The 17,026-nt window shown below is 72.6% G+C and carries 11 protein-coding genes; 4 read left to right on the top strand and 7 right to left on the bottom strand.

Features of this window, described 5'->3' with window-relative positions:
* Nucleotides 1–110 precede the first annotated feature (110 nt).
* Entirely contained in the window at nt 111–1,460 is a 1,350-nt protein-coding gene (locus GHR20_RS30880; protein WP_243878169.1) for a hydrolytic protein, read from the top strand.
* Nucleotides 1,461–1,952: 492 nt separating this feature from the next.
* Here the strand turns inward: GHR20_RS30880 and sbnA are convergent, their stop codons facing one another.
* The 6 genes from sbnA to GHR20_RS30910 form a co-directional block, all read right to left on the bottom strand.
* Nucleotides 1,953–2,978, bottom strand: coding sequence for a 2,3-diaminopropionate biosynthesis protein SbnA (gene sbnA, locus GHR20_RS30885; protein ID WP_148026801.1), 1,026 nt, complete (start codon nt 2,976–2,978; stop codon nt 1,953–1,955).
* Nucleotides 2,979–3,012: 34 nt separating this feature from the next.
* Entirely contained in the window at nt 3,013–4,083 is a 1,071-nt protein-coding gene (gene sbnB / locus GHR20_RS30890) for a 2,3-diaminopropionate biosynthesis protein SbnB (RefSeq protein WP_111585476.1), read from the bottom strand.
* Complete coding sequence (locus tag GHR20_RS30895) at nt 4,080–5,084, bottom strand: TauD/TfdA family dioxygenase (protein ID WP_153815011.1); 1,005 nt, start codon at nt 5,082–5,084, stop codon at nt 4,080–4,082. Before GHR20_RS30895 ends, sbnB begins: the two co-directional genes overlap by 4 nt.
* Before the next feature lie 42 nt (nt 5,085–5,126).
* Nucleotides 5,127–8,381 carry a non-ribosomal peptide synthetase gene (locus tag GHR20_RS30900; protein ID WP_153815012.1) on the bottom strand — a complete coding sequence of 1,085 codons (3,255 nt, stop codon included), beginning with the start codon at nt 8,379–8,381 and terminating at the stop codon, nt 5,127–5,129.
* A 13-nt stretch (nt 8,382–8,394) separates the two neighbouring features.
* Complete coding sequence (locus tag GHR20_RS30905) at nt 8,395–10,992, bottom strand: Pls/PosA family non-ribosomal peptide synthetase (RefSeq protein ID WP_153815013.1); 2,598 nt, start codon at nt 10,990–10,992, stop codon at nt 8,395–8,397.
* Between the two features lie 264 nt (nt 10,993–11,256).
* Entirely contained in the window at nt 11,257–11,748 is a 492-nt protein-coding gene (locus GHR20_RS30910) for a hypothetical protein (protein ID WP_153815014.1), read from the bottom strand.
* Nucleotides 11,749–11,993: 245 nt separating this feature from the next.
* Here GHR20_RS30910 and GHR20_RS30915 point away from each other — a divergent pair, with 245 nt between their 5' ends.
* The 3 genes from GHR20_RS30915 (at nt 11,994) to GHR20_RS30925 (ending at nt 15,007) form a co-directional block, all read left to right on the top strand.
* Nucleotides 11,994–12,329, top strand: a complete 336-nt coding sequence (locus tag GHR20_RS30915) for a hypothetical protein (protein WP_153815015.1) — start codon at nt 11,994–11,996, stop codon at nt 12,327–12,329.
* A 270-nt stretch (nt 12,330–12,599) separates the two neighbouring features.
* Complete coding sequence (locus tag GHR20_RS30920; protein WP_153815016.1) at nt 12,600–13,793, top strand: NB-ARC domain-containing protein; 1,194 nt, start codon at nt 12,600–12,602, stop codon at nt 13,791–13,793.
* Nucleotides 13,790–15,007, top strand: coding sequence for a tetratricopeptide repeat protein (locus GHR20_RS30925; protein ID WP_153815017.1), 1,218 nt, complete (start codon nt 13,790–13,792; stop codon nt 15,005–15,007). Before GHR20_RS30920 ends, GHR20_RS30925 begins: the two co-directional genes overlap by 4 nt.
* A 10-nt stretch (nt 15,008–15,017) precedes the next feature.
* On the opposite strand, the gene GHR20_RS30930 is transcribed toward GHR20_RS30925, so the two are convergent.
* Nucleotides 15,018–16,820 (bottom strand): hypothetical protein, encoded by a 1,803-nt coding sequence (locus GHR20_RS30930; RefSeq protein WP_243878170.1) that lies wholly within the window; start codon nt 16,818–16,820, stop codon nt 15,018–15,020.
* Between the last annotated feature and the right edge of the window lie 206 nt (nt 16,821–17,026).

The raw sequence follows: 17,026 nt of genomic DNA on the forward strand, positions 1-17,026 counted from the left end.
CGTGACTCCCGTTCGACGGAGTTGACCTTGGCCGCTGCGGGCACGTCGACTGCCCGGAAGTTGCCCCCGCATCTCTCGTGGTGACCCGGGTACGGCTCTACCGTCGTAACGTGACGCCATCAGCAGCCTCTTCCGGACCCGGCGCCCCCGGCCTCGACATCCCGGCCGTGTCGGTGACCCCGGGCGGCACCGCCACCACCAGCCTGACCGTGCGCAACGACAGCGACATCGTCGAGGCGTACACGCTGGAGGTGGTGGGCGACTGTGCGCCCTGGGCGGCCGTGGAACCCGCGCGTATCTCGCTCTACCCCGGCACTTCCGAGACGGTGACCATCACGCTGGCCCCGCCCCGCTCGCCCGAGGTCCGGGCCGGCGATGTGCCGCTGGGCGTACGGGTGTTGCCGGCCGAGCATCCCGAGTCGGTCACCGTGCCCGAGACCACGGTGCACGTCGAGGAGTTCCACGAGCTGCGGACCGAGATCCTCCCGCGGCGCCGGCGCGGCTGGCTGCGCGGCCGATACCGGCTGGCGGTGCGCAACGAGGGCAACACCCCGACCCGGGTCTCCTTCCGGCCCGAACAGGCCGGTGAGGAACTGCGGTTCGGGTTCGTCCCGGCCGATCTGACGCTGGAGCCCGGCGAGTCGGCGGAGACCCGGCTGCGGGTGCGCATCGGCAAGCCGGTGTGGTTCGGCAAGCCCGCGGTGTGGCCGTTCACCGTGCACACCACCGACGGCGCGGCCGAGGCGCAGGCGGAGGCGAGCGCGCGCCCCGCGACCTATGTACGGCCCCTGCTGGAGGCCGAGTTCGTCCAGATCCCCATCTTCCCGAAGTGGCTGCTGGCACTCCTCGCGGCCATCCTCGCCCTGCTGCTCGCCTGGTTCGCGCTGGTGCGCCCGGCGGTGCGCAGCGCGGCCCGGCAGGCCGCCGACGAGGTGGTCCAGCCGCGGCCCACCCCGGGCGACGGCAAGAACGGGCAGTCGCCGGGGACCGGCAACGGCACGGGGACCGGGACCGGCAACGGCACGGGCAAGGAGCAGGGCGGCACCGGTCCGGGTGTGCCCGCGGGCGGCGGCCCCGGCGGCACCGGCACGGCGGGCGGCGGCGAGCAGAGCTCGACCACCATCGACGTGGAGACGGGCGGCGGCCAGGACAAGACCGGCAGCTACACGGTGCCGCAGGGCAAGGTGTTCGGCATCACGGACATCGTGGTCGCCAACTTCCAGGGCGACGAGGGGGTCATGACCATCACCTTCGGCGACCGGAAGATCACCACGATCGCGCTGGAGACCTTCCGTAACCAGGACTACCACTGGGTCACCCCCATCGAGATCCCCGCGAACGCCACCGTCACCGCGAAGGTCAGCTGTGCGAAGCCGGGCACACCGGCCACGGGCCGTCAGGCACAGCAGTGCCATGAGGTCCTGAACGTGAGCGGTGTACTCGCGAACGTCGCACAGTGAGGCGGCTTTTCCGAAAATAGTTCGCCTGGTGTGGCCTGTGAGGGAAGGGGAGACTTTCACTCCGTCCGAAAATCGACACCGGGCCCGACTGTGCAGGAAATGTGCAGGTCAGTGCGGATGGCCAGGGATTTCGGGCCGCGTCGCAAGCGGGACCGGCGCCCAGGGCGCGACACGGTCCGGACGAAATGGCCTGTTCCCTACCGTTCATGTGGGGGACGGGTGTGAGAGGGGGCGCGCGGGCGCCCCCACGCGCCCCGCGAAAGCACCACTTCGCGCCCCGCGCAAGTACCCCCGGTACGCCACGTGCATGCCCCCCTGTCCGGGTGGAGGTGCCCTCCGGTACCCGGCGGGAGTGCCCTTCCGTACGGCATGACGGTGCCCTGCGCCGCACCGGGGAGCTGCCCTCTCCGGACACGCCGAAGGGCGCCTTGCGGGCAACATCCCCGGTCAGGCGCCCTTCCCTAGGCGAGCAGTTCTTCTCCGGGCGAGCGGCTACGGGCGGCGCCTGCGCTCCGACGTCCGGGTCGCGGGCTCGGCCTCCTCCGTCACGTCGTCCATCCCCTCCGCCTCCAGGACGTGATCGCCGTACAGGTCCTGGAGCCAGTTGGTCTGGTAGACGGTGTCGAGGTAGCGCTCGCCCATGTCGGGCGCGATGGCGACCGCGGTCAGCCCGCGGGCGTCGTGGCGGGCGAGCCAGTCGGCGGCCCCGCTGACGACGGTCCCGGTGGAGCCGCCGAACAGGAAGCCGCGGCGGGCCATCCGGTGGCACATGCGGATGGTGTCCGCCTCCTCCACCCGGATCACCTCGTCCACGACGGACTCGTCCAGCAGTGGCGGGCGCATGCTCATGCCCAGACCCGGGATCATCCGGCGGCCCGGTTCACCGCCGAAGGCCACCGAGCCCACGCTGTCCACGGCGACGATCCGCACCGGCCGGTGCCACTGCCGGAACCAGCGGGCGCAGCCCATCAGGGTGCCGGTGGTGCCGGCCCCGATGAACACCACGTCCAGGTCCGGGAACTCCTGCGCGATCTCCGGGGCCGTGGTGCGGTAGTGCGCCCGCCAGTTGCCCGCGTTGGTGTACTGGCTGAGCCACACGTACCGTTCGTCGGACGCGCACAGCTGGCGCACGTACTCGATCCGCGTGCCCAGGAAACCGCCGTTGGAGTCCTGGTCGGCGATCACATGCACCTCGCTGCCGAGCGCCTCCATCAGCAGTCTGGTCGACAGGTTGCAACGGGAGTCCGTCACACACAGGAACTGGTAGCCCTTGCTGGCGGCGATCATGCTGAGCGCCACGCCGAGGTTCCCGGAGGAGGACTCGACGAGGATGGACTCCGGCGTCAGGAGTCCGTCCCGCTCGGCGCTCTCCACCATCTCGTTCGCGGCCTTCAGCTTGATGGAGCCGGCGAAGTTGAAGCCCTCGCACTTGAGATGGAGGGGTTGTCCGCAGATCGACTCCAGGTCGACGAAGAGATGGCCCTCGTTGAAGGCATAGGGAGCGGTAATGACAGGCACGGCGGACCTCCTGGTGCCGGGCCGAGGACGGGCCTCAGCCGTACCGGCGCAGGTCGTGGAAGAAGTCGTCGATGAGGCGGAGGCTGCCCGCCCGGGATACCTCGTCGTAGACGTACTTGCCGACGGCGAGATCGAGGACACCGAGTCCGAAGGGTGAGAAGATCACCGGCCGGTCGGCCGGCGGCGCGGCCCGCCCCTGGAGCACGTCGTTGAGCGTGCCGTTGAGGAAGTCCCGGTCGCCGGTGAGCTGTTCGGCCAGATGAGGTGAGGTCTCGGCCTTCAGGCAGTGCTCGACGTCGTCGACGAAGTTGGCGGCGCCCAGCAGGACTTCGGGGGCCAGGTCCCGCAAGGACACGTGCAGGACCAGCGGGTTGTGGTCGAACCACGCGGGATCGGTGACGTGCGGCTTGCCCGCGACCGTGGCGAAGACCACGAGATCGCTGGCGCGGACCAGGTCCTCGGCACTCTCGTGCACGGTGACCTCGCCGCCCGCACCGCTCTGGCGCAGATAGCCGCGGAACCCCTCGGCGCTGTCGGCGGACACGTCGTGCACGCCGATCGCGTCGAACTCCCAGCCGGTGCCGGCCAGGAAGGTGTGGATGTACCGGGCGATCAGCCCCGTGCCGAAGAACCCGATCCGCGCGGGCCGGGTGCCCCGGCCGCGGCTGAGCCAGTCGGCCGCGAGCGCCGCGGACGCGGCGGTCCGGGTGGCGCTGATGATGGAGCTCTCCAGACAGGCGAACGGATAGCCCGTCTCCGGGTCGTTGAGGATCAGCACCGCGGAGGCCCGCGGCAGCCCGGAGCGCACATTGTCCGGGAAGCTGGAGATCCACTTCAGGCCGTCCACGTGCACCGAACCGCCGATCGAGGCGGGCAGCGCGATGATCCGCGAGTTCGGCCGGTCCGGGAAGCGCAGGAAGTACGAGGGCGGGTTCACCGAGTCCCCGGCGCCGTGCAGCCGGTAGGTGGCCTCCACCAGCGCCACCAGTTCCCGCTCGCGCCCGGTCAGCGCCTGCTGCACCTGCTGTCCGGAGAGCACCGAGAACGTGGGCACCGAGGGTCCGCCCGCCGTCTGCTCGGCGGTGGTCGTCAGCAGTTCGGTCATCGCTCGCTCGCCTCCGGGTCCGGGCGGGCGTCGGCGAGCCGGCGCGGCTCCGCCATGCCCACCAGCACCTGCCGCTCGCCGCCGAACGGCTCCCGGCTGTGCGCGGTGGAGACGTTGTCCACGAGCAGCAGATCCCCGGCCTGCCAGGGCTCGCGCCGGGTGTGTGCCTCATAGGTGGAGTTGAGCAGTTCGACCACCTCCTCGCCGATCGGAGCGCCGTCCCCGTAACGGGTGTTGAACGGCAGTCCGTCCTCGCCGTACATGTCCAGAAGGTACTCGCGCACCTCCGGGGACAGCGTCCACTCGTTGAGGAACGCGATCTGGTTGAACCAGCAGCGCCGGCCGGTGACCGGATGCCGCACGATCGCGCTACGCCGCTGCTCCGTGTGGAGCGAGCCGTCCGGCCGCCAGGTGCACTCGATGGCGTTCGCCCGGCAGTAGCGCTCGATCTCCTCGCGGTCCTCGGTGCCGAACGACTCGGCCAGCGAGGCCCCGATCTCGTCGTTGTAGCTGCGGGTCAGCAGCCAGCCCTCGCGCTCGAACCGCTCGGTCAGCGAGGCGGGCAGCGCGTCGAGCACCTCGGCGGCGTCGGCCACCGCCGTCGCCCCGCCCTCCGCGGCCGCGGTCAGGCACGCGAACAGCATCAGGGAGGGCACGTCCAGGGTGTAACTCAGCTCATGGTGCATGCACATCGGCTGGTTGGCCGGCCACGGAGTGGAGGAGTACAGCCCGGGGGCGAGGACGTCGCGCGGTGCGAACGCCTCGCGCTCCGGCATCAGTTCACCGGCGATCCGGGCGAAGACGGCACCGACCTGGTCCGCGTCCCGCAGGCCCAGACCGCGGACGAGCAGCGCCCCGTGCTCGGTCACCAGCGCGCGCAGCGCCTCGCGGTGCTCGCCCGCCCAGTTCGGGGCGTCGCCCGGGGAGTCGACGCGCAGCAGCGCCGGTCTGTGCGGCCGCAGCTCCACCTCGAGCGGCGCTGCCAGGGATGAGAACGGCATCTCGGTTTCCTTTCGGTTGCCCGTCTGGAGGGTCCGCGTGACTCAGGACGTGGCCAGGGGTACGGCGGCCCGCAGCACGGCCCGCGCCGCCTCGGCCGGCCGGGTGCGGGGGAAGTAGTGGCCGCCGTCGGTGAGTTCGTGCAGCTCCACCTGGCCGGCCAGCAGCAGCCAGTCCCGGTGGCGTTCGGTCGCGCCCGCGGTGTGCGGGTCGTCGGCCGCGACGACCACCGTGAGCGGCGCGGCCAGCTTGGGGGGCGGCGAGGACTGGAGGGCCGCGCGCAGATAGCGGTGCGCGGCCACGCAGTCGTGCCGGTAGGCGGCGCCGATGTGCTCGGCGTGCGCCTCGTTCAGCTCCGCGAGCTCGGTGTAGCCGCTGTCCGCGGTGAGCCGCGCCGCGATCTCGGCGTCACCGAGCCCGGTCAACTCCGCGACGGCCGCGCCTCGTTCGTCGGCGGTGCCGAGCAGCTGGGCCCCGATGAACACCCGGGTGACCCGCACCCCGCGCTCGGCGAGCCGGCGGGCCGTCTCGATGGCGGGCGCCGCCCCCGAGGAGTGGCCCCACAGCATCACCCGGGTCAGCCCGCGCGCGGCGATCTCCGCGGCGACCTGCTCGGCCACCTGCGCGATGGAGACGAACGGCTCCTGGTGCGCGGCCAGATCGTGCCCGGGCAGATCCACCGCGAGGACCGTGAGCCCGCTGTCCGCCAGCGCGCTCGCCATCGGCTGGAAGTTGACCGCGTTGCCGCCCGCGTACGGGAAGCAGACCAGCGCGCCCTCGGCCGCGCCGCCTCCTTCCGCGAGCGGCTGGAGCAGCTCCCCGTGCTGCCGGGTCGCGCCGTCCAGCAGCGCGGCCAGATCGGCGAGGACCGGGTGCCGGGTGATGTCCTTCAGGGACACCGCGCGCTCCAGCGCGATGCTGAGCTTGACCGCGGTCAGCGAGGTGCCGCCGGAGTCGAAGAACTGGTCCGAGCGGCGCACCTGTCCGGCCGGCACACCCAGCACCTGGGCCCAGGCCGCGGCGAGCCGCCGTTCGGCCGGACCGAGCGGGACGTCCCGCGCCGAGCTCTCCTCGGCGGCCGGCGTCGCCCGGGCCGCCAGCGCGGTGAGCGCCTTGCGGTCGATCTTCCCGTTGGCGGTCAGCGGCAGCGCCTCCTGCCAGTGGAAGGCCGAGGGGACCATATAGGCGGGCAGCACCGCGCCGAGCGCCTCGCGCAGCTCCTCGACCGGCCGGGGCGTGCCCGCGCAGAAGGCGATCAGATGCTTGCCGCCGCCGCCCCGCTCGGTGACCACCACGGCCGCGTCCCGCACCCCGGGCGCCCGCAGCAGCGCGTTCTCGATCTCGCCGATCTCGATGCGGAACCCTCGGATCTTCACCTGGTTGTCCCGGCGGCCCAGGAACTCCAGCTTGCCGTCCGGGTGCCAGCGACCCCAGTCACCGCCCAGGTACAGCCGCTCACCGGGCCGGTACGGGTCCGTGCGGTACGCCTCCCGGGTGCGCTCCGGATCGTTGACGTACCCCCGGCCCACACAGACACCGGAGAACGCGATCAGGCCGGGCGCACCCAGCGGCACCAGCGACAGCCGCTCGTCCACCACGTAGACGCGGACGTTGTTCACCGCGCGCCCCAGCAGCACCCGCTCCGGCACCCGGTCCAGGACCTCGTGGTTGGTGTCGTCCGACGTCTCCGTGAGGCCGTAGGCGTTGAGCAGCCTGATGTCCGGTGCGATGGCGAACCAGCGCTGCGTCAGCTCCCGCTTGAGGGCCTCGCCGGTCACCGACACACAGCGCAGATCGGGGAGTTCGCACGGCCGCTGCTCCAAGTAGGAGACCACGACCTCCAGATAGGAGGGCACCAGCTGCGCGACCGCGACCCGCCCGTCCACCAGCGTGCCGACGAAGCGCTCCACGTCCGTGATCTCGTCCTGCCCGATCAGCAGGGTGCGCCCGCCGACCATGAGCGCGGACACCAGCTGCCACAGCGAGATGTCGAAGCACTGCGGCGCCGTCTGCGCCACCACCGAGCCCTCGCCGATACCCAGATCGTCGATCTTGGCGAAGAGGTGGTTGAGCAGCCCCGCGTGCTCGCACATCGCCCCCTTCGGCTCACCGGTGGAGCCGGAGGTGAAGTAGATGTACGCCAACTGGTCCGCGTCCACCCGCAGCCGGAGGTCGTCCTCGGCGTGCGGCTCCGCGTACGCCTCCTCGACCAGCAGCCGCTCCGCCCCCGCCACCGAGGCCAGCGCCTCGTCCAGGGTGGCGGTGCTGCCGGACTCGGTCAGCGCCAGCCGGCAGCCGGCCCGTGACAGCGTCGCCGCGATCCGCCCGGCCGGGAAGTGCGGCTCGACCGGCAGATAGACGGCGCCCGCCTTGAGTACCGCGAGCGTCGCGGCCGGCCAGTCGAGGTCGCGCTCCATGACGACCGCGACCACGTCCTCCCGGCCGATGCCCCGCTCGACGAGCGCCCGCGCCAGCCGGTTGGCCCGCCGGTTCAGCTCGTCGTACGTCCACTCCCGCCCGCCCTGTACGACCGCCACCGCGTCCGGACGCGTCCGCACCCGCTGCTCGAACAGCTCGTGCGCCCGCGCCTCGGGCAGCGGCCGGTGCGGACCGGCCAGCCCCTCCAGCTGCTCGCGCACCTCGTCGTCCGACAGCAGGCTCCGCGCGCCGTGCTCGGCGTCGAGGTCCGCGGCCAGCAGTCCGAGGGCGGTCAGGTGGTAGCCGCCGATCCGGGCCGCCGCGGCGGCGTCCAGGACGTCCTTGCGGTACCCGAGGCGCAGCAGCAGCCGGCCGCCCCGCTCCGACCAGCGCACATGCAGGACACCGTCCTCGGCGTGGTTCTCGTCGGCGCCGATGGGCCCGAAGACCACCTCGTACGGCGGCTCGGCCAGCCCGAGTTCGCGGCGCAGCTTCTCCACCGGGAACTCCCGGTGCGCCAGCACCTCCGCCTCGGCGTGCTCGGCCGCCGCCGCCAGCTCGCGCCAGGAGCCGGGCCGTACGGTCAGCCGGCAGGGCAGCGGTTCGCCGCGCACCCCGGTGGTGTAGCCGGTGACCACCTCCGGCTCGCCGGACAGGGTGGCCAGCACCTTGGCGTGCGCCGCGAGCAGCAGCGCGCTCACCGGCACTCCCTCGTGCCCGACCAGCTCGCGCACCGCCCGCGCCACCTCGTCCGGCACCGGCGTCTCGTGCTCGGCCGACCCGGCGGCCGGCTCCCGCACCCAGCGCGGCACCGAGGTGACGCCGCCGGCGGTCAGCACCCGCTGCCAGAACTCCCGGTCCGCTTCCACGCGCGTTCCCATCGAATGGCCTTCCTCAACTCACGGTCGCCGCAGTGGCGTTGGCAGTAGAAGCGGTCGGGGCGGGGGCACCCGGCGCGCCGTCGGCCGCCGGCATCTCCACGGCGGGGTTGCCGCCCCAGCGGGCGCCCGGGGGCACCTCCTCGCCCTTCATGAGGAAGGAGTCGGAGACCAGCACCGAGCCCTCGCCCATCGTCACGCCGTAGTGGACATGGGCGGAGACGCCCAGCGTGGTACCGGCGCCGAGCCGGATGTAGTCCGACTTGAAGGTGCCGTCCTCCTGCGAGTGGCACTGGATCTTGCTGCCCGCGTTGAGGGTGCACCCGTCGCCGATGACCGCGAGGGTGCGGTCGGTGATGTAGCAGCCGTCGTCGAACACCATGCGGCCCACGCGCACCCCCATCAGCCGCCAGACCAGGGTCTTGAACGGGGTGCCGTTGAAGATGTTGAGCCACTGCGACGGCACCTTCCACAGGCGCTCGATCCGCCAGAAGTCCCGGTCGTAGATGGAGCACAACTGGGGCCGCAGCCCGCGGAACCTGGTCATGCAGCGCTCCAGCACGATGTAGTACGCGGTGGAGAAGGCGAGCGTGAGCGCCAGATAGGCTCCTATCACCACATGGCCCGCCATGCCGTACAGATCCACCGTGGCCAGCGCGAACAGGGTGAGCACGAAGACGTGCAGCCAGCGGGCGAGCAGCCACCAGGCCATCGAGCGCAGGTTGTAGTGGTTCTTCGCCCGCAGCCGCGTGCTCAGTTCCTCGCCCTCGCGCAGATGATCGAAGCGGGCGTCCCGGTCGACCGAGCGCGGGATCTCGAAGCAGGGCGAGCCGAGCAGGCCCACACCCTGTCTGATCTCGCCGTCCAGCGGGATCATCACCTTGGTCGCCAGCAGGCAGTTCTCGCCCGTCCGGCCGCCCACCGGGTAGGCGATGTTGTTGCCGAGGAAGTTGCGCGGCCCGATCGACACCCGAGACAGCCGGAACGACGTGCTCGAATAGTCGGCGTTGAGGACGGAGAGCCCGTCGGCCACCATGGTGCCGCTGCCGACCGACACCAACAGCGGTGTCTCGTGCTGCACTTCGGTGCCGAAGTTCGAGCCGGTCTGCTCGACGTGCGACAGGTCGTACCCGAGGCCGCGCAGATAGTGCACGACGAAGGAGCTGTCACCGAACAGCCAGGCGTAGAACTTGACGTTCGTCAGCCGGGCCGTCACGCGGTGCAGCGCGTAGCGGGCGCCGTAGAGCGGGTAGACCCGGTCGGGCCGGACGACCAGCCGCAGCAGGCGGGGCAGTGTGTACAGGACGACGAGGCCCACCAGGATGAAGCCGAGGAACAGCGCGAGGGAGAGCAGCAGGGCGTCGGTGAGCAACTGGCCCGGCGCCAGGTCGTCGGTGTCCGGGTCGAGGCGATCGCCGATCGCCGGTACCGCGGTGAACAGTATGTACATCCCGCCGACGGCCAACGGAATGTAGACGAAGACCAGTTGGAGCAGGGTGCCCAGGCCGAACCAGGCCCGGCGCAGGGTGCCGCACCGCGCGGGCGGCACCCGCAGGTAGTCGGTGCCCGTCGGCTCGGCGGGCGAGCCGTGCCAGCGCTCGCCGGCCGGGACCGCCTGGCCGCGGTGCAGCGCCGAGGCGTGTCCGAGCTGCGCGCCGTCGCCCATCGCGGTGTCGATGTCCAGGGTGGTCTTCTCCCCGATGAACACGCCCTCGCCCAGGGTGATCCGGCCGGTCTGGATGCGGCCCCGGTGCGCCCGGTAGCCGAGGATGAAAGAGTCCTTGCGGATCACCGTCCCGGCACCGATCGTCACCAGGTCGGGGCAGACCGGCAGGGTGTGCGAGAGGATCGTGACCCCCTTGCCGATCCGCGCGCCGAGGGCCCGCAGATACAGCACGTACAGCGGGGTGCCGGCGAGGAAGACCATCGGGTTCGCGTGCAGCAGCACCTTCACCAGCCAGAAGCGCAGGTACGCGAGGCCCCAGACGGGGAAGTCGGCCGGCTTGGCGCGGCCGACCAGCAGCCACTTGGCGATGACCGGGAAGACGCACAGGGCGATGAACCCGGTGCCGCCGAAGAGCAGCGACCGTACGTAGATGTCGGCGATCCCGTTGCCGTCGGCGACCCACTCGTAGCCGGTGCCGGTGACCAGACCGGAGACGAACGAGGAGGCGAGGAACGCCAGCAACTGGAAGGCCCCGCACAGGAAGTGGGTCAGCCGGCTGGTGTCCGGCAGGGGCGCGGGAGGCGCGGCGGGTGCCGGTGCCGCGGGTGCCGTCGTACGGGTCGCGGCCTGGTCCGGCGGGGGAGCGGCCGGGGCGAGTCCCTCGGCCAGGTCCCGGATGGTGGGGTACCGGTAGATGTCCCGCATCGAGGGGGACGGCAGATCGGGCCGCTTGCGGGCCCGTGCGCAGAACTGGGCCATGACCAGGGAGTTGGCGCCGAGGTCGGTGAAGAAGTGGCTGTCCACCGGGACCCGCTCACTGCCCACCACTTCGGCCAGCACGTCCGCGAGTCTGCTCTCGGTCTCTGTTCTGTCCGGGCCGGCGCCGCTCACGGAGAGGGCGGGTGCGTCCGGCCCGCTTATATCGATCTCGGAAGACTGCTCCACCATTCGATCTCCTCGAGAACGTTCTGGATCGTTGATGCACATTCCTGATCACGAACCGCCAATTCAGTGTGGACAGGGCACCGTAAGCCTGTCACTTCGAACCATTCGCCCGACTCGCCGGAAATGCCCGACGGAGCCGTGATCCTTGGGCGCCCGGGGCTGACGGCCGCTGCGGATCACCCGTTTGGCGGTTCACTCGTGCGGCAGCGTCGGGGGTTGGGGCGTGGGTTTCAGGGAGGTCCGGGCGGAGGTTCGGGTCCCCGGCGCTCAGTACCGAAGGGCCGTGCCGACGTTCGCCCGCACCGTGCCGTGCAGCCGGCGGTTGCTGCGCGCGGTGCCGTGGCCCGTGGCGTGCGCGGCCACGTTCCTGACCGTCAGCACGACGACGTCGACCAGATTGCCCTTGCCGTCCGTGAAGTTGACCTGGACGGCGAAGGACTTGGCGGCGGATGCGGTGTTCCGCGCGGTCACCGTGGTGGTGGCCCGGCCGTCGCCGCCGACGGTGACGGCGCCGAGGCTCACCTGGTCCTTGGCGTTCACGCCGCCCTTTGCCTCGTCGAGTCTGCGGCCGGCCTCCGCCGAGGCCGAGGCGAGCGCGTCGCCGCCCCGGGAGGCGAGCGAGGCGGCGGCGGAGGCGGCCGAGGCGGCCTGCTCGGCGGGCGTGGGGGAATGCCGGGAGCCGTTGCCGCAGCCGGCGGCCGACACCATCACCAGGGCCAGTACCGCGCCCGCCGCGCCCCGTCGCCCGTGCCCTGCCATGTGTGACTCCCGTGCCCTCGCCGCGATGCGTTCCCCTCAGTGAAGGGGTGGCGGCCGCACCCCGCACACCGGGTGCGACACCCGGGCCACACAGGCACCCGAAAGGCCCTCAGGGCGCCGCTGAACAGGCGATGTGCCCGGGGCGGACGCCCTCGCCGGGCGGTCCGGCGCACTCTGGCGGATAGTGGTGGAGGGGTCAGGTCCCCCGGCAGCACCCGTCTTGGCGTCTTGGCACAGGAGGCCCGATGCGCGCTTCACGGCCGCTGGCCGCGCTCACCGGTTTCGCGTTGCTCGGCATCGCGCTCACCGCCTGCCAGGACCAGGCGTCCGGCCAGATCGTGGTCCGGAACAACGGACGGGTCGTGCAGACCCTCACCAACCCCTCGGTCAAGGGCTGCCACCGGCTTCCCCGGAGCGCCACCCATGTGACCAACCAGACCCAGAGCAGCCTGCGCCTCTACACGACCCCGAACTGCACGGTGCCCGCGGGCGGCGCGTACAACTTCCTGGACATCGGCGCGACGGACCAGGCGGTGCGGGCGACGGGACTGTGGAACAGCTTCGACTTCGCACCGGAGTGAGGGACGACGGCCTCGGCCGACGACTCCCCTCGCGGCACTGAAGCGTCCCCCTGTCAACAGGCCCACGAGTAGAGCCGGTCGGCGACGAAGATCACCGGGACGTCCCCCGATCACACCACCACGGACCGGGCCTTTCGGTGCTCGGGAGGACAGGTTCCGGCCGGCCCGGCATCGGCCCGTGCGCGAGCGTCCCGGCCCTCGTCCGTCCGCCCTCGGCCCCTACCGGTTTGTCGATACGATGGCTGCCATGGCGAGTTGGGGGAGTGCTGGGTGGACCCGTTGATCGACTTGGTGTTCTCGGCGGTCGGCACGGTCGCCTCCGGCGCGCTGTCCGGGGCGGGCGGCGAGATGGGCAGGCGGATCTCGGAGCGCTTGCACGGACTGCTCGGCCGGGCGGGGTCCCAGCCGGGCGCCCCCTCCGGCCGGCAGGTACTCGTCCTGCCCGTCACCGAGCATGAACGCAGGGCCGCCGCCTCACAGCTCGTGGAACTCGCTTACAGCTCACCGGAGTTCGCCCGTGAGGTGCGGGAATGGGTCCGCGAGGCGTCCTGGCTGGCGCCCCGCCCGCTGCCCGCCGTGGCGCCCGGTGCCTCCCGCCCGCAGATGCTGCCGCCCGCCACCGCCGCCTTCACCGACCGCGAGGACGTACTCGCCTGGATCAAGGGTCTGCTGGAGGACGCCGGCCGCGCACCCGGCGCACCGGTCGTCGCCACCCTCACCGGGCCGGGCGGCATCGGCAAGACCGCCACCGCCGTACGGTGCGCGCACGAGCTGCGCGAGGCGTTCCCGGACGGAGTCCTGTTCGCCGATCTGGCCGGCGCGTCCGCCGGAACCGCCCTCACACCGTCCGACGTGCTCGTCCGGTTCCTGGAGAGCCTCGGAGCGGGCACCACGGGCACCATCCCCGGCGACGAGGCACGGCAGCGGGACCTGTTCCGGGACTGCACGGCCGGCCGGCGCATGATCGTCGTACTGGACAACGCGCTGGACGACGCACAGGTGCTCCCCCTGCTGCCCGCCTCGCCCGGCTCCCTCGTCCTGGTGACCAGCCGGCACCGCCTCGGCCGGCTCGTGGCCGAACACGGCGCGCACCCCTTCACCCTGCGGCCGCTGTCGACCGCGGACTCCGTCCTGCTGCTGCGCCGCGTCTCCGGGCCAAGCCGGTCGGCCGCGCCGGAGGAGGTCGTCCGGGCCGTCGCGGAGGGCACCGGCGGCATCCCGCTCGCGGTGTGCACCACCGGCGCCGGACTCGCCGTCCGTGAACACCTCTCCTGGGACCGCGTCGCGCGCGGGCTCTCCGACCGGATCAACGGCACCCGGCAGCCAGGAGTCCCCATGGGCGACACCGACCCGCACGCCCCCGCCGACCCCGTCCGGCATGCCCAGGACGTGTCGTACGGCGAACTCACCCCGAATGCGCCGCGTTCTACCGCGCGCTGGCGGTCTGGTCCTGGCCGACCGTGAACGTCCTGTGCGCCGCGCACGCGGCCGGCGTCGAGGAGGACCGGGCACGGGACATGCTGGAGCGGTTGGCCCGCGTCCATCTGCTGGAGGAAGTCGCGGAGGAGCGCTACCGCTTCCATGACCTGGCCCGGGCGCACGCCCGCGAGCTGGCGGTCGCCGAGGACGGGGAACGGCGGATGCGCGAGGCGGTCCGCCGGGTGGCGATCGCGTATCTGCGGTTCGCGGCGGCCGCGGACCTGCGGGTGATCCCGCACCGCTGGCACCTCGGCCCCGTCTACGACCGTCTCACCGTGCCGGAGCACCCCGAAGCGGGAGCCAGCGCCCGGGCGTTGGCGGAGCTGCGCGCCGAGCGACAGAACCTCGCAGCCGTCATCCACGCGGCCGAGCACCACGGCTACGACGACCTCGTGTGGCAGCTGTGCGAGGCGATGTGGAGCCTGCATCTGCGGCTCGGCTTCCACGCCCAGTGGATCGAGACGCATCTGCGCGGGGTCGAGGCCGCCCGGCGTGGCGCCGAGGAGTTCGGCGACCGGCGCGCGGTGGGCCGCATGCTGGTCCAACTGGCCTTCGCCTACATGGGGGTCGGCGACGCCGACAAGGCGGAGGAGGCCCTGGAGGCGGCCGTCGCCGCCGATGCGGCATGCGGGCATCTGCGCGGCCGGGCAACCGCTCTGGAGGCCCTCGGGCTGCTCCGCCTCAAGCTGTGGCGCCATGACGAGGCACGCCACGGCTTCGAAGAGGCCCTGCGCGTCCTGGGCGGCATCCGCGAGGGCGACGACGGATGGCGGGACGTCCCCCGCGCCACCGCACTCCTGGAGCACCACATCGGCCGCGCCCTCGTCCAGGAGGGAGAATTCCCGTCCGCCCTGGCGAAGTTGAACGACGCGCTGGTGCGCTTGCGCACCCTGCCCGACGGCGCCGACACCTACAACGAGGGCCGCGTCTACATGAGCCTGGGCGAGGCTCACCTCAGCGCCGGCGACCCCGAACTCGCCCTCGTCTGCCTGGACAAGGCCGTCGAGACCATGACGGCCGAGGGCGCGGGCCTCCAGCTCGCCGACGCCCTGGAACAGCGGGCCGAGGGCCACGCCCTCGCCGGTCACCCGGAGGCGGCGGCCGAGGACCTGCGGGGTGCCGCCGAGCGGTACGAGAAGCAGGAGAACACGGTCGGCGCGGAACGGGTTCGGGAGCGCCTCGCGGCGCTGGAGGGCTGAGGCGCGAGGGCTACGCCGGGTGCGTCGGCAGGCGTTCGATCGTCACGCGGTGGGTCACCGTGCCCGTGCGGACCGTCAGTTCGGGGATGGCCTCGGAGAGTTTGCGGCCGGTGGTGAGCCAGGTGTGGAGGGCGGAGGCGTAGGCCGCCGGGTCGCAGAGGTCGGGGCGGCCGTCGGGGGAGGGGGCGGCGGCGAGGCGCAGCAGGTCGCCCCGGCGGGTGCGGACGACGCAGCGGTCCGGTCCGTCGGCGTAGGCCGCCAGCGCGGCGTAGGGGTAGCGGCCCAGCGCCTCCGCGGTCCAGGCGCCGGGTGGGCCGAGGCGGGGGTCGTCGGCGGGGGCGTGGCGCAGGACGACGTCCGCGAGGCGCAGCCGGCCGGCCTCGCGGGTCTCCTCGTCGACCGCCGTGTGCGCGTACGCCGTGGCCGCCGCCGCGAGGCCGTCGGCCGGGTCGGGGGCGTCGCCGGACACCGGGTGCCGTACGAGCACCACTTCCGGCACCGGGCCGTCGGCCACCTCCGCGAACACCCGAACGGGCGTGGTGCGGCAGGCCGGTTGGTGGGGCGGCAGGGGCAGGGGGTCGAGCAACGCGGTGTGGCCGGCGGGCTCCGGCAGGCCCATGAGACGGTAGAAGAGGTGGCGCAGCAGCCCGGCGGACTCGCCCGGCGATGAACTGGCCTGCTCGGCGAAGTGCGCGTAGCCCTCCGGCGCGTGGGAGGCGATCGCCGCGTCGATCTGGGCGCGCAGGCTGCCGCGCCGGACCAGCCGGGGCGCCGTACGGCCGAGCGCGGCCACCGGGGAGTGCGGGTCGAGCGCGTCCTGCGGGAACGCCCCGAGGAGTACGGGGACGCCGATGGCCGCCGCGTAGTAGGTGACGCTGGAGTGGTCGCCGAGCACGCAGTCCGCCGCGATCAGCGCCTGCCGCCACCAGTCGAGCGGCGGTACGGCGTCCAGACCGGCCCGCCGGGCGTGGTCCAGCCAGGCCCTGACCTGCCCCGGACCGTGCCCGTACCAGATGTTCGGGTGCAGGACGGCGACGGACCGGTACTCGTCGGCCGGCAGCTCCGTGGTCAGCCGGGACAGCAACCAGGGCAGCAGGTCGTCCGCCTCCGCCTCCTCGCCCGAGCCCGCCTCCGCCGCGCCGAACAGCGACCGCGACGACCAGGTCGAGCTGAGGACGACCAGCTGCTGCCCCGGTGCCACCCCGAGGGCGCGGCGGAAGAGTTCGCGCTGCGGGAGCGCGGCGATGAGCCGGTCGTAGCAGGGATCGCCCGCCAGTACGGCCGTCGGCGCGGCCTGCGGGCAGGAGGCGCGCAGTCGCTCCAGTTGCTCGGGGTGGGACAGGACGGTGGCCGCGGCGAGCGGCCGGCCGCGGTGCAGCAGCCAGTCCGGCGAGAGCCCGAAGACCGGTGCGGCCGACCGCTGTCCGGCGTCCGGTGGCGCGAGCCGCTTGTTGTAGCCCATCCCGTGGGACAGCACGACCAACTCGCCCCGGATCTCATGCAGTTCGCCGCCGTAACTCGCCGAGACGGCCAGGTCGAACGTGGTCTCCTTGGCCTGCTCCCACGACAGGACCGGCAGCCCCGTGCCGGTCAGCAGCTCGACCACCCCCGCGAGGAACGGCGAGGACCCCGTGCACGTGGCGAACAACTGGAGCCGTACGTCCCCGCCGAACAGGGGCAGCACATCGAGCAGCCGGGTCGCGGACGTCACGTTGTGCACCACCAGCAGCACCCGCCGGCACCCCGCCCGGGTGACCCAGCGCTCCGCGTCCGCCCCCACCGGCACCCGCAACCGTGCCGCCCCACCCGTCACCACTGGCGCGTATCCCCGTCCCGACCTGATCGATCCGGCGTTTCTCCGGCCGTCGGTCCGATGCTATCGAGCCGTAACTCCTGGAACCCGCACAGGGATCAGACGTACGGCACCCAGGAGGGCCGGCAAGGCATTCCCGAAGGGCGGCGACCGGCGCGGCGACCCGTACCGCAACACCCCATGTCCGCCCGAGGTTCACCGCCCGG

It is taken from the genome of Streptomyces sp. SUK 48, assembly GCF_009650765.1.
Lineage (GTDB): Bacteria > Actinomycetota > Actinomycetes > Streptomycetales > Streptomycetaceae > Streptomyces.

What these genes read in the sequence shown, in the direction of transcription:
- GHR20_RS30910 (WP_153815014.1), bottom strand. Translation starts at nt 11,748, where the DNA reads ATGGCAGGGCACGGGCGACGGGGCGCGGCGGGCGCGGTACTGGCCCTG.
- GHR20_RS30895 (WP_153815011.1), bottom strand. Translation starts at nt 5,084, where the DNA reads ATGCCGTTCTCATCCCTGGCAGCGCCGCTCGAGGTGGAGCTGCGGCCG.
- GHR20_RS30905 (WP_153815013.1), bottom strand. Translation starts at nt 10,992, where the DNA reads ATGGTGGAGCAGTCTTCCGAGATCGATATAAGCGGGCCGGACGCACCC.
- sbnB (WP_111585476.1), bottom strand. Translation starts at nt 4,083, where the DNA reads ATGACCGAACTGCTGACGACCACCGCCGAGCAGACGGCGGGCGGACCC.
- GHR20_RS30900 (WP_153815012.1), bottom strand. Translation starts at nt 8,381, where the DNA reads ATGGGAACGCGCGTGGAAGCGGACCGGGAGTTCTGGCAGCGGGTGCTG.
- GHR20_RS30915 (WP_153815015.1), top strand. Translation starts at nt 11,994, where the DNA reads ATGCGCGCTTCACGGCCGCTGGCCGCGCTCACCGGTTTCGCGTTGCTC.